This is a genomic window from Flavobacterium terrisoli (genome assembly GCF_030167905.1).
Classification (GTDB): Bacteria; Bacteroidota; Bacteroidia; order Flavobacteriales; family Flavobacteriaceae; genus Flavobacterium; species Flavobacterium terrisoli.
Window position 1 is genome coordinate 20,927 of sequence record NZ_JARGNA010000010.1, and the last position, 14,478, is coordinate 35,404.

Sequence of the window (14,478 nt, forward strand, 5' to 3'; positions counted from 1 at the left end):
TGAAAGGTTGGATTTAATCTTTCTTTACTTTTTTTATCAGAACAAAAACCACAAAACCAGTCATTGCTCCTGTAAAATTGGCCAATATATCTAAGATATCAGCGTGTCTTGTTTTGGTACAGGTTTCCTGTAAAAACTCAATCAGGATTCCATAGCAGACGGAAATGAGAAGAATATGAATCAGCTTTCTGAATCTGATATGGTTTTGCTTAAGCCAGGCATAATATCCCCAAAGCAGGATAAAAAGAAAATGGAAAGTGAAGTGACCATATTTATCATAACCCGAAACCTTAATCGTGGGCAAATCATTAAAATTCACCAGACATACGACCAATATTAAAAAAGTCCAGCCAATGGCCAGACTTAGTATCGTTTTTTTAAGCACCGATGAGTTGTTTATAGTCATCACTTGACAGCAGTTCGTCAACTTCAGATGGGTTGGCAATTTTCACCTTAATCATCCAGCCTTTTCCATAAGGATCAGAATTTACATTTTCCGGATTCACTTCTAAGTCTTCATTGAACTCGATGATTTCCCCTGCCAGCGGCAAGAACAAATCAGATACCGTTTTAACGGCTTCAACAGTTCCGAAAACCTCATCTTTGTCTAATGTTTGATCCAAAGTTTCCACTTCAACATAAACGATATCACCCAATTCCTTCTGTGCGAAATCCGTAATTCCTACTGTTGCTACATCGCCATCAATCAAAACCCATTCGTGGTCTTTGGTATACTTTAAGTTGCCTGGTATATTCATTTGTCTGTTTGTTTTTATTCCGCTGCGCTCCATACAGTTCGGCACGCCTCGGTTTGTGTTGTATTAAATTTTCCCCAAAAGTATAATTTCTATACAGATTATTAAAATCTTTCGCTCATTAATTTCCGAAATTATAACGCATCGTAAATCCGGTTCTGATGTTAGTCAGCGGGAACGATGTTGAAATCACCGGTTTTGAGAACGAATGGTCATAGAAGAAAATCGCCGTAAGGTTTTTGCTAAACGAATAATCGGCAGTTAATTTTGCTGACCAGATGTTTTGTCCTCCACCCAATTGGTTATTGTCATAATCTAAATAACGCACAATGGTTTTATTGTTTCTGTATGAGAAATCTACTTTCACATTGATATCACTTTTGATGATTCCCGTTGGGTTATCAGCCAATTGCGAAGAGAAGATCACATCCTTAAATCTATATCCCAAACCAATGATGAATTCCTTTCCTTGAACTTCGGTCAATAAGTTATTGTCAAAACTCATCGATAAACTTCTGTCTTTTTTCATCTCAGCTAAAATTTTGAAAGAGTTTTTCATTTCAAAATCAAATCTCACCAGTGGATTGAACTGCTCCACCAAGTTGACATTGGCGATAATGGTTTTATTATGGTAATTGCCATAATCATCAGCTTGTCCACCCGGATCTTCATCATATTCAAAATTAGAACGGAAAGAGTTAATAGTATAAGAAGCTCTATAGGCATGTTGTATCGAGAATCTTTTGAACTTGTCTTTGAAAAACTTGTAACGCATCAAACCGCTGTATTTTATGTTCCAGTTTGGAATTGGAATGTCTCTGAAAGCACTTAAGGAAACGCCACCGGAAGAGGTTCCTGTGTAAGCCGCCATGAAAGCCGGAATCAAAACGGCCTGATTGTTTTTTCCATATCCTACAGGATATCCCAAGTTAGCAAGATAAAAAGCATATTTTTCCGGCTCTAAGGTCTGATCTGGTAGTGGATTCTGGGTATCTCCATATCGTCCCAGACCAAGTGTTCCGTTTTGTGCTGCTAACCTGTCGGCTATCTGCAAGCGGTAATTTCTGAAATCGTCAAATGCCGCCGAGCCGTTTTCATCACTTTTGCCAAATGAAGTGGCAATCAACACTGTTGAAATCGAGAAATTACCAAAACTGTATGGCGAACGCGGGTTATATAGTCCGCTAGTTGGATCAACATCATATTGTTCTGAGAAGTTTTCCGCATAGGTTCTGTTGGCCGTCAAATCGATTTTGAAATCAGGGAACAAATCAACATTAGCGGTCATTTCCAGGGTTTTGGTAATGGTTTGCGTATAGCTTTGGTTAAAATCCTGATAACCGGTCAACCATCCTCTTTTGGCTGCTTCATATCGAACATCATCCTGCGCCCCAAAAACAAATCCAAATGACGGTTTGGCTGAACCAAAGAAGCCTAAACTTGGCAAGAATCCCGGTAGCAATGTTCCTTCATTTCTGGTATAATTAACCTGAATGTTTTTCACACTGGTCAATACGCCTTTTAATCCATCCAAAAAGACATTGGTATTCGCCGCCGGTTGTGGTCTTGTATTGGTAATTTTTTCTCCAGGTTTCGGAGCTGCGGCCGGTTTTGCCGGAGCTGCGGCCGGTTTTTTACCCAAACCGATGTATTTATAGAACAATTCCATGTTTAATGCCGTGTTCAAACGGTGTGAACCAGCATTCTGAATTGTATTTCCTAAATCGAAACCATCCACTTCCGCTAAAGCCAATGAAGCTCTTTGCCAACTGTAATCCCCAGTATAAGAATAGGTAGATTTCACAAATGACAGGAATGGAATTTTATTGATTGGCAATTCATAATTCACCACAATCTGTTGGTTGTGTTGATTTGGCGTTCCGATGTTCCAAAAGTCTGTCCAAATGGTATAGCTGTTATCCGGCACATTATCATCACTCATATACGAACGAACAATGTTATGTGTTGATGCCGTGAAGTTTACTTTTAAGGATTTGGTAATGTTGTAATTGAACCCGTATTGGTAATTAAACATATAGTTTCTTCTAAACAATGGATCCAAAGGCAATCCAACCTCAACCTGTCTGAACTGTTGTCTGTTGTATTGTCGCATGATATTAGAGCTGAAAGAAATGCTGGCGGGAAGATAGTTGAAGTTAAAGTCACTCAACAATTTCCAATATTCACTTTTCTTTAAAAACTTGTTTTTCTTTAATGGCTCTATAGGTTTTGCTTTGAACGCATAAGTATAATCTACAGAAGTGCTTACTTGCTGGTCAATAAAATCTTCGATTTCATAATTGTGCTTTTCAACTTCATTATAAGAATACGAAAGCGTTAAATTCTCCAGATCATAGATACGTTGTTTCTGTTCCGGTGCTCTTTCTTTTTTAACTCCGATAAAGTTGATACTGGTTCTTTTGGTATAATCAATGGCTCTTTCCCTGATATTGTCTCTTTCGGCAGGATCAGTGGTTGTGTTAATCAATTGTTCTAATCTGATATCCTGATTAAACGGATCATACTCCGGCGTGATGATTTCTTCTCCAACACCATAATTGAATGGTAAGTTGATGCCCCATTTTTTTGGCAATAATTTACCCAGACTGAAGTTGGTCACCAAATTATACTGTTGAACATCTTCTCTGCTTCTTTCATTTGGTCCTTCTTCCAGGGCGCCAAAACCAATCGTACTCATTCTTCCTGTTGCAGAAACCGTCGCAAAGTCGGCCATGTTGGAATCTACATTTACAACAGCAGCCATACCACCTTTGTTATTCATATCGGCAATACGCAACTCATTAAACCAAACTTCTCCTCTGACCCTGTCGTCATGATTGTTTTTGATTCCGACCATTAATGTTCGTACCAGACCAAAGTTTGGATTTCCTTTGATTCCTAATCTCAATGTTGGGTCATCATCCCCATTCGGCAACAATACATCATGGTCAGGGTAATAAACTCCATTATCTGCAGGTGGTATAGTAGCCGGGTCAATCCCCAAAGCCCTAACCTTCATTTTAGTCAATAAGGACATCGCCAAATTGATTTCATTCTCTGAAGGCCAAATCAATTCAGGGTCACCCGGACCTGTACTAGGAGTCGTTACTTTTAACGGAATTTCTACTTGATAGAAATTGTTGGTAAAGTCATTTCCAAAACGGATAAAGGCCACCATTTGGTCATTCTGAAGTGGTGAACTATCTGTAGGCAATGCTTCCGCATGCAAAAACATTTTTAGCTTATTGAACTGACGCATGTCAACATTCACATTTTTGAATACCGCTCTTGAGTCACCCACTTCCAAGCCGTCACCTGCCGCTCTCAAGGATAATGATTGCTCATTTTGACTGATGATTTGGTTTCCGTTACCGACATCTTCACGTGTAACTCCCGGCGGCAATACATATGGAATAGGTTGTCTGGTCGCATTTTCCTGAATATTTACCGCCAATACATCAAAGTTAGTATTGTCGTCATCCGGGTCACTGTCTGTTGGCTGGAATGAATTGTCATAACGTCTCCATTCGCCACGAACCAAATCCAAAGCTCCGAAACGAAGTGTGACTGGTTCCTTAAATCCGGTCATGAACATTCTCATAAAACGTATAGAACGGAAATCTGAAATGCTTCCTACCACATTTAGCGGTTGTGTTACCGGTATTTTAAATTGGTACCAACGCGCTGTGGTTGATCCGCCATTTGGCAGGTCAGTAACTGGCGTTTCTTTTATGTCTGTGATGAAGTTTTGTCCAACCTGCATAAGCGGAGAAGTACTTGGCTCAATTCTAACTCTATATTCATAATAAGCATTCACGGTGTTCATCGTGTTGTCACGGTTGATGTCTTCTACATCAGGAATAGTCGTTGAACCTCTATTGTTGTTTGAAACATCAACCGGTGAATTGCCTTCAAGACCATTATAATCTTTATACCGTTTGAAAACACTTGGTCCGCTTGCCGCTAAAAAGTATTGGTAGTTGTCCGCGGCAGGATCCGGCAAAGCCGCATAACCCCCAATATTGTCTAAACCACTTTCGGCAGCATCATTGAAACCGTCAAAACCAACGTCCTGAGCGGCTCTGTTGGCGCCATCCACATCGAAAGCATAAATCAGCGATTGGGAAGAAGGTACCCTACCCCAAACCGTTGGGCTTGTCAATGATGAAGAACTGCTATTAGAAGGCAATCCGTTTTCGTATTGCTTGCGTTCGTCTTTCAGTATGTCTTCAGAAATCTCTCCAAGATTTATAAATAAATCACCAACATTATCTGTTGCGTTCATTGGATTTCCATCCGGGTTTGTTGCATCCAGATAAGGATCTAAGACCCAAAACTGGATGTATTCAACATTACTTTGTTCGAAATTGGTTGAGTTGATGGCACGGGTAATTCCTCCGAAGTTTTTCTCAGGGTTTAAAAATCCTGATGGACTTAATGCCTCCTGATTGTAATTATATGGTCCTCTTTCCTGAGGATAATAAGTCAAATCGAGTGTGTTTATTACTTGAGACTGACCAATTGCTACCTCTAAATTCGGAAACAATTCACGGCTGAAAATTCTACGGGTACTGTTTAAGGAAATTCCTTCCTGTCCAATCTCGCTTGGTGTTTCAACATAAATGGTTGGATCTATGGTATACCAATTTAATTTGGCTCTTTTATGACCATAGGTTAAAGTAGCTGAAGTAGCCCCAAAGTCTTCATAGCCTATAACCTGTGGTTCCCATTTTGGTACACTTGACAAAGTCCATGATAAAGGAGATCGCATGTCAATGGTGGTTTGCGAGCCTTCAAAATCATCTACATAAACCGTAGCTTCACCTTGAAACTGATCGGCTTTTGGTGTATCAGGCTGCAAAAATGCTATTTCACCTCTAACAGAAAGATTAGACGGGACATCGGTATCAATATTCGGTAACTTATTAGCCAAACGGGTTAAGAAGGGCACTTCAGTTGAATAATTAGCATTAAAACCAAAAATGGTGTTATTTACCGATTCCTGTCCATAATTTGATTTTTGGGTAAACGGTCTTTCGGTCATTTTGATAAATGTACCTCCAACCAAAAGTTTATCTGAAAACTTGTGTTCCACATTAATTCCCATAAACCTTCTGGTTTGCTGACCAAAAGTGGCATTATTCTCAACCGATACCTGAATTGGTGTACTGGACGCCTGAAGTGAAGGATCTAAAATCTGAACTCTTCCCGCTTGGTAATTGACGCTATAATCAATTCCTTCCTGCAATACTCTTCCACCGGCAGTAACTACAACCGAACCTCTTGGTACGTTGTAAGCTCCGATAGGAATTCCATCTCCACCAGATGATTTGAATCTTCCTTTTAATTGGAATTTATTTTTCTCTGCATCTTGTAAAGCACCGGCCTGAGTGCTGGTGTACATGTTGCGGAATACGTATTTTCTTTGATTGTCGTTATAGTCAGCGATACTGGTAGGATCACCATAATAATTTTCCGGTGAGCCCGGTGATGTTCTTAATTTTTCAAACAAATGCTTCCCGAAAGGTTCAACCGTCGTAAAGATAAGTCGGCCATTTTGCTGGTCAACGGTAAGTCCAGGTAAAAAATCGAAGAAACCATCTCCTCCCGCTTGCGGGTCATTATTGTAATTCAGTTTGTCAACATTAAATACCTTCAGCAAAGGTGTATCGGCAACATCAGCAGGTAATGCTACTGGTGGTGTTCCTGCCGGAGTAATATAATTTAAAGGTGATGGATCGGTGTATAAAATATTGAATCTGAAATCTTCCTGTTGCAACTGAAAAGCACCAGGAATTTGGTAGATGTTTTTCATCATCAAGTTCCAAATAGGTTTTTCAACATTGGTCAGACTGCTTTTCAGCATTTTCAAAATCAAACTTTGCGAAGACACGGTTTCATCCGGAGTTCCGCTTCCCTCAACTACGGTAGCATCAACTCCATCAGTACCAAATTCACCAACCTGATAAACATCATCACCAATGGTATATTGATAAGCAACTGCCAAAACCTCGTCATTGGCTAATCGTTGTTGTAAAGAGATATATCCCAATTGCGGGTGAAACGTATATTCGTTTGGCGCCAATTTTCGGGCATTCTCCAATTTGGCATAATCGGTTCCTTCGCTAACGGTATTATTGAATCCCTGACTTGAAGTGACAATATCACGAATATCATTGTTCAACAAACCTGTTCCTCCATTAATCAATCCCGGATCATACTGGTTGTTTTTATTGTCTGAAGGTACATTCCCGTCATTGTCCGGTGGTGTTTCTGTGGCATTATAAATAAAGAATCCTGCAGGTGCCGGATTGGGCTCTTCTGCTATGGCAACCAATTGCCAGTCATCATAACCATTGTATTGAGATTCCCCTAAATCCTGAAGTGCAATAATGTTCCTAAGGTTATTATTGGTTGAATTTACACGGTTTTGTCTGTTGGTCACCCAAACTTCCATCCTGGTAATCTGAACCCTGCTGTTGATGAACGGATAACCTTCAAGGGCTTTATCGTATTTGTTTCTAAAATATTGCGATAAGAAAAAGTGTCTGTCTGAATCATAGTCCAATCCGAAAATCTCAAAATCCTGAATCGTTCCACCACCTTGAGCGGTCACCGATTTGGTTTGTGATTTCTGTTCAGAGAAAACTCCGGTCACCGTTGTTCTCCCGAATTGTAATTGGGCTTTGACCCCAAACAAACTCTGAGCACCACGAATCAATGAGTTGCTCAATGGCATGCTCACATTACCAACCTCAATTTTTTGAATGATGTCATCTTCCGTTGGCGTGTATTCTAATTTGATTAGGTTTTGAAAAGCAAAAGTCGATTCGGTATCATAATTGGCATTCACGTTCAAACGTGTTCCTACTTTACCCATCAGGCTCATGCTGATTCTTTGGTCAAAATCGAACGTGGTTTGTGCTCTGTTTCTTGGTGATAAAGCCGGGTTGTCTTGCTTGGTGTAACGAACACCCAAATCCATTTCGACAGAACCGGTTGGTTTTACATCAATCGTATTGCCTCCAAAAATGGTTTCGAAGAAACTCGAATTCACATAATATCTTGGTAATAAGTCTTTTTTGGCAGCATCACTTCCATCTTTTTTCCCATCAATCGCATCCGATTTTTTCTTGAAATACTCGCGCATCGATTCGCGAAGCACCAATTCCTGGTATTCTTTTGGTGTTAAAATGATTGGGTAATTGATGTTGAATCCATCAAATGTGCTGGTATAGATATAGCGGTTGGTTACCGGATCGTAAGTATAAGCATTGACAATGCTTTTAGGATTCTTGATTTCCATTCTACCGGTATTGTAACCTGTTGAATCCTGAGCAGTTGGAACCGGCGTTGGAGTTACCTGAGAAAATGCATTTACTCCAATGAGCAAAACAACTCCAAAAAGGAATTTTTTCAGATTAAAAAATGATTTCGTAGCGTATATTGTTTCCAAGAATTATAAATTTTTTAATGCTTGTTTGATTATTGTTTCAACCGTTGCTTCCGGGTTCTCTTTGATGATTTTATCCACCACTTTTTCAGCACTTTTTCTAACATAACCCAAAACCTCCAAAGCAGATAACGATTCTTCTCTGTTAATATTGTGTTGAGATACCGAAATTTCGTCCAAATCGTAGATTTTTAACACTTTTTCTTTTAAATCCAAAATGACTCTTTGGGCTGTTTTACTCCCAATTCCTTTGATGGATTGTATTGTTCCTACATCACCGCTTCCAATGGCATGAATGATTTGTTTCGGATCTAACGAAGACAACATCGTTCTGGCAATACTGGCGCCAATTCCTGATACAGACAACAATAATTTAAACAATTCTCTTTCTGATTTTTCTACAAAACCAAACAGCGAATGTGCATCTTCCTTAATCTGAAGATGGGTGAATAATTTGATAAAATCAGTATTGGGGAGTAATGAAAATGTGTGTAAAGAAATATTAATATGATAGCCCACACCATTGCAGTCGATTACAACTTCTGTTGGCGTTTTTTCTACTAATTTACCTTGAATATGTGCAATCATCATTAATTGAAATCTAGTCCCAAATATAACAAAATTCTTCAACTGACATCATCGCCCTTCAATATCTGAACAATATTACCAAAACTATTTGGCTGTCATCTTTTTTCGCTTCTCTTTTTCTTGTGCGTCTACTACTGAAACAGCGACCATATTGACCATTTCCTCTACGCTGGCACCCAATTGGAAAATGTGTACGGCTTTCTCCATTCCCAACATGATTGGTCCTACAGAATCCACTTTGTACAACTCTTTCAACAATTTGTAATTGATATTGGCCGATTCCAAATTCGGGAAAATCAGCGTATTTACTTTTTTCCCGGCCAATTTGGAGAATGGGAATTTGTTTTTGAGCATTTCAGGGTTTAGGGCAAAGTCGGTTTGGATTTCACCATCAACCACTAAATCGGGGTAATATTTATGCAGATAAGCCACTGCTTCTCTCACTTTGGTTGCACTTTCATGCGTTGACGAACCAAAATTGGAGAACGAAACCATCGCAATTACCGGATCCATTCCGAACATGCGAACGGTTTTGGCAGTCATCAATGCAATTTTGGCCAATTCATCTGCGGTTGGATTTGGATTGATTGCCGTATCCGATAAAAACATTGGTCCGCGATTGGTCATCATCATATTGGTCGTGGCAATCAAGGTAATTCCCGGTGCTTTCCCTATCAATTGCATCAAAGGTTTTACTGTTGACGGATAACTTCTGGAATAACCCGAAACCATGGCATCGGCATCGCCTTCATTGACCATCATCGCGGCAAAATAATTACGTTCTCGCATCCATTTTTGGGCATCCAACAACGAGATTCCCCTGCGTTGCCTTGACTTCCAATAGATGTCGGCATATTTCATTCGGCGTTTGTCTTCTTCTTTGGTTTTTGGATCAAAAATGGGGACTTCGGCATCAAAGCCCAGTTCTTCCTTAAGCTCCAAAATCAATTCTTTATTGCCTAACAAAATTGGTTTGGCAATGCCTTCCTCATAAGCAATCTGCGCCGCTTTCAACACATCCAAATGATCGGCTTCGGCAAAAACCACACGTTTCGGATCGGTTTTCGCGCGGTTAGTCAACAGACGAACCATTTTATTATCGGAACCTAAACGCTCTAATAGTTCCTCTTCATATTTCTCCCAATCGGTAATTGGGTTCAATGCCACACCCGAATTCATTGCGGCTCTCGCCACAGCCGGTGCGACTTGCGTGATTAATCTCGGGTCAAATGGTTTTGGAATGATATAATCCTTACCAAAATTCAAACGGGTTTCACCATAAGCGATATTGACTTGTTCCGGCACCGGTTCTTTCGCCAATTCGGCCAAAGCATGCACCGCTGCCATCTTCATTTCTTCGTTAATTTTTGTCGCACGAACGTCTAGCGCACCACGGAAAATATAAGGAAAACCCAATACGTTATTCACTTGATTAGGATGATCCGAACGTCCTGTCGCCATTATGATATCTTTACGGGTTTTAACCGCCAAGTCATAGTCAATTTCCGGAATTGGATTCGCCATCGCGAAAACAATCGGGTTTTTGGCCATGCCCAGAAGCATTTCGGCAGACATTATATTTCCGGCTGATAATCCAAGGAAAACATCGGCACCAACTAAGGCTTCCGTCAAAGTAGTTCCTGCTTTTCCATAGGTGTATCTTTTTTGCAAATCGGATAAATCAGTTCGTTCAGGAGAAAGCACGCCGTCTTTGTCAAACATGACGATATTTTCAGCTTTTACTCCCAGCAAAATATACAAATTGGCACAAGCCAACGCTGCAGAACCGGCACCGGAAACCACAATTTTAACTTCAGTAGTTTTCTTTTTGGCCAATTCCAAAGCATTCAACAATGCGGCAGAAGATATGATAGCTGTTCCGTGTTGGTCATCGTGCATCACCGGGATATTCAGTTCTTCCACCAAACGTCTTTCGATTTCGAATGACTCCGGCGCTTTGATATCTTCCAGATTGATACCACCAAAAGTTGGCGCAATATTTTTTACGGTTTCGATAAAAGCATCTACATCTTTGGTGCCGACTTCGATATCAAAAACATCGATACCGGCAAAGATTTTAAACAATAATGCTTTTCCTTCCATTACCGGTTTTGATGCTTCGGGACCGATGTCGCCCAAACCTAGAACGGCTGTTCCATTACTGATAACGGCTACCAAATTTCCTTTGGCAGTATATTTATAAACGTTGTTAACGTCTTTGGCAATTTCCAAACAAGGTTCAGCAACTCCGGGAGAATATGCCAAAGACAAGTCTCTTTGGGTCGCATATTTTTTGGTTGGCACCACTTGGATTTTACCAGGCGTAGGTTTGGCGTGGTACAAGAGTGCTTCTCTTCGCTTACTGTATTTATTCATTTTGGTTTGTTTTGTTCTGACTTACAAAGGTAGAAGTATCAATGTAAAAAGGAAATTTTTGAAGGTTTTCTTTTAAACAAATTAAAAGCTGTATTTCAGGCGCTATTGCGCCAAAATAATTGGTATTCAGGCGTTCAGAAAACCGGTGCTAACGATTGTTAAAAAGCGAAATTAATTCAACTATGTTTTTGATATTGAGTTTGTTGAATATCTTATTCTTGTGTGTGCTCACCGTAGTCATTTGGATGTTAAGCTTATTGGCAATCTCAAGATTTCCATTGCCTTCGACCAATAATTCGGTGATTTCCATTTCTCTTTTTGACAATTTATCCAACGGATTCATCGCTTGTTTGTTGATGGAAGCATTGATAATCGTCGAAACAAAATCGGGTGAAAAGTAGTTTCCGGTTTTTAAAATCGTATCCACAGCGAGGATTATTTTGTCTTTATCGCTCAGTTTGTTCAGATAGCCATTGGCGCCTGCGACTATGTATTGATAGGCATGCGTGGCTTCGTCATAAACCGAAAAAATCAGGACTTTGACATTGGGCTGCAGTTCTTTTATTTCGGAAATCATTTCTTTGTTTTTCCCGCCCGGAATATTGATATCGAGGATAATCAATTCCACTTCTTCTTCCTTTAGAAATGCAATAGTCTCCGGATAATTTTCGGTGGTAAAAAGTTCTACATCCTTAAAACTTTCCTCAAGAATTATCGAAACTCCTGTTCGCACAACAAGATGGTCATCTACAATTAAAATTTTTGACATAGTTTACTTTTAAATTGTGTTCTAATCCTTTAGTTATCAATTTCAATGGTCACGGTCGTTCCTTCATTAATAACACTTGAAAAAATGATATTTCCTTTTATAATGATAAGCAATTCCAGTACAAAATGCAATCCGATACCAAAGTTATTCAAAATCAGCTTCTCGGATTCCTTATTTTTAAAAAGATTGGTATAATAATCTATTAAATCCTGGCTCATTCCCGATCCGGTATCTTTTACCCAAAAAACCATTTTTTCATTATTGGCATAGGCACAAACTTCAATTTTACCCTTAACTGTATGCTTCACTGCATTATCGAGCAGATTATGAACAATGATTGAGATAATCCTTTCATTGACATGCGACGTGAGATTCTTGCCAACGGTATTGATAAGAACTGAATTGTTGCTCGCGGCAATTTCCTTAAATAATTCAACCTTGCTTTGAACCAAATCATAGAACGAATAGTTAGATTGTTCATGGGCTTTGTCTTCAATATAAATATCGGAATACTCGATTAACACTTTGGTAAATTCATAAAGCTGCGTGGACGATTTAAGCATAGAACTGGTGTACTTATGCAAGGTAGAATCTTTTTCTTTTTTGGTTTGGTCAAACAAATAATTCCCAATTAAAACGATGTATTTTAACGGACTTCTGATATCATGGCTAATCGTTCCGATTATTTTCCTTTGTTGGATTATTTCTCTTGACAAATCTGTTTTTGTACTTTCCAAATCGAGAATAATGGAATGCAAATGCTTGTTGGTTTCATCGATTTCATGTTTGGAAGACAACAATCTTTTAATCATTGTGGAATAATAAAAACTTACGCTTCCAAAAATAATCAGCACAAAAAGCACATTAGCCAGCATCAAATAATCTCGTATTTGTCGTGTTCCTTCACCCAGCGTATTAGAAAAGTTCCTTTCATTGATCGTGAGTCCGTCACTGACTATGCTCAATCTGCTCAAAAAATCCCTTCTGGCCTGTTGTGTCAAGTTTCCCTTTAAAATTTTTTCGTGGATTTCGAGACCAATCAATTCAATCCGCTTGATCAAAGCATCTCCTTGTTCCCATTCCTGGATGGCTTTATGGATAAACGGAATGGATTTGAAATTTTTAAAAACCCAGATCAAATCCTGTAAATCATCTTCGTGGTTTCTTCCTGCCCTGAAACCTTTCTTAACGATGCTGTCACTTTCGTGGTTAATCAATGCAATTCGTGCAAAGCCATCACCTTGCGGAACACTTAACTCAATTTTGTAAAGCTCCCACTGTGTGGCATCTTCTGTATAAAGATACGTGATAAGATGACGCACGGCGTCTTTTTGCCCTTTGGAATAATGAGATTCCCCATTAACATAAGCCCTGCTTCCCGAGAGAATTTTAATGGTAAAAAAGTTGATAAAAATCAATAAGGCACAGGACAAAAAAATGATGACCATCAGTATGGTAACCGTAGGTTTTTTAGAATATTTAAAGATCCTGAGCTTAGACATTCGCAATTGTGTTTAATTAACCGGCAACCATTTTCTTTCTATTCAAAAAATACGACAATAATTCTATTAAATATGTAGGAATCAGTCCATTGACACATAGAATTTAATCGATTATAAAGTAGTCATAATTTTGTATTTAAGTAAGTTTTTCTTTATAATAAAAAAATAAAATTGTAATAATTATGGCTTAATTTTGAATTAAACGTATCTAAAATACTATTTTTTTTAATGGCAGTATTTTTAATAATGCATTATTTGACGGAAATAATTTCCAATAATTGTCAAAATCATTGAAAATATTAGAATTATGTTATTAAAAAATCGTCTTGAAGACACGTGGAAAATGGAATGAAGCCCTAAATCTAAATTTGAATAAACCTTTACCAAATCTGACTTAACGCAAGAACAACCGGATGTTCGTGATTTAGTTTTTAAAACAAAATCTGAGCATTTATTATTTAAAAAACATTTCAAGAAAAAATCGCCTTTTGAGAAAACCAATATTTAACCCACGACGTAAATAAGGTACATATCGCGATTTTATGCTTTGTATTGTTTGAAAATGAATCGGCTTAAAAGTCACTTTGCTGAATTCAAAAGCAATAATTTGTATGATGATTGGGGTTAGTTTTATAAAAATTGTATAAACTAAATTGATGACAGACTATGGAATTGAGACAAATTAAAAACAAAAGGATTTTTGTTTACGACACGACTGATAAGTTTTCTGAGTTTATAATTAAACAGTACCTCAAAAACTTTTCTATTGATGTATGCAGCAACATGAAATCAATTGATGATTACAATTATTCGGCTTATGATGTTTTTTTCATTATTGCAACCGAACCAAAGGACATCGCTATTTTATTCAAGACCATTACCAATATGCACAGTATATTATTTTTGGGATCGAGTTTAAAGGAAATAACAGAAGAGTTTCAAAAAAACAAAAGAATAATAAGTCTCGACTTATTAAAGCCGCGAAACGAAATGAAAACATTCATTGATACCAATATCAATTAAAGACATTGGCAA

General features: G+C 38.5%; 8 protein-coding genes. 1 reads left to right on the top strand and 7 read right to left on the bottom strand.

Annotated features, from left to right (window positions below; translation table 11 throughout):
* Window positions 1–13: 13 nt before the first annotated feature.
* The 7 genes from P1K33_RS14295 to P1K33_RS14325 form a co-directional block, all read right to left on the bottom strand.
* Window positions 14–385 carry a VanZ family protein gene (locus P1K33_RS14295; RefSeq protein WP_284653676.1) on the bottom strand — a complete coding sequence of 124 codons (372 nt, stop codon included), beginning with the start codon at window positions 383–385 and terminating at the stop codon, window positions 14–16.
* The gene (gcvH, locus tag P1K33_RS14300) at window positions 378–758 is read right to left on the bottom strand and encodes a glycine cleavage system protein GcvH (RefSeq protein WP_284653677.1); all 381 of its coding nucleotides are present in this window, start codon (window positions 756–758) and stop codon (window positions 378–380) included. The genes P1K33_RS14295 and gcvH overlap by 8 nt, the downstream gene beginning before the upstream one ends.
* Before the next feature lie 118 nt (window positions 759–876).
* On the bottom strand, window positions 877–8,175 hold the full coding sequence (gene sov, locus P1K33_RS14305) for a T9SS outer membrane translocon Sov/SprA (protein ID WP_284653802.1): 7,299 nt from the start codon (window positions 8,173–8,175) through the stop codon (window positions 877–879).
* Between the two features lie 39 nt (window positions 8,176–8,214).
* Entirely contained in the window at window positions 8,215–8,796 is a 582-nt protein-coding gene (gene ruvA / locus P1K33_RS14310; RefSeq protein ID WP_284653803.1) for a Holliday junction branch migration protein RuvA, read from the bottom strand.
* A gap of 84 nt (window positions 8,797–8,880) precedes the next feature.
* Window positions 8,881–11,172 (bottom strand): NADP-dependent malic enzyme, encoded by a 2,292-nt coding sequence (locus tag P1K33_RS14315; RefSeq protein ID WP_284653678.1) that lies wholly within the window; start codon window positions 11,170–11,172, stop codon window positions 8,881–8,883.
* Window positions 11,173–11,320: 148 nt separating this feature from the next.
* Window positions 11,321–11,941, bottom strand: a complete 621-nt coding sequence (locus tag P1K33_RS14320) for a response regulator transcription factor (RefSeq protein WP_284653679.1) — start codon at window positions 11,939–11,941, stop codon at window positions 11,321–11,323.
* A 29-nt stretch (window positions 11,942–11,970) separates the two neighbouring features.
* Window positions 11,971–13,443 carry a sensor histidine kinase gene (locus tag P1K33_RS14325; RefSeq protein ID WP_284653680.1) on the bottom strand — a complete coding sequence of 491 codons (1,473 nt, stop codon included), beginning with the start codon at window positions 13,441–13,443 and terminating at the stop codon, window positions 11,971–11,973.
* A gap of 666 nt (window positions 13,444–14,109) precedes the next feature.
* Between P1K33_RS14325 and P1K33_RS14330 the strand changes: the two genes are divergently transcribed.
* Window positions 14,110–14,466, top strand: a complete 357-nt coding sequence (locus tag P1K33_RS14330) for a hypothetical protein (RefSeq protein WP_284653681.1) — start codon at window positions 14,110–14,112, stop codon at window positions 14,464–14,466.
* Window positions 14,467–14,478 lie beyond the last annotated feature (12 nt).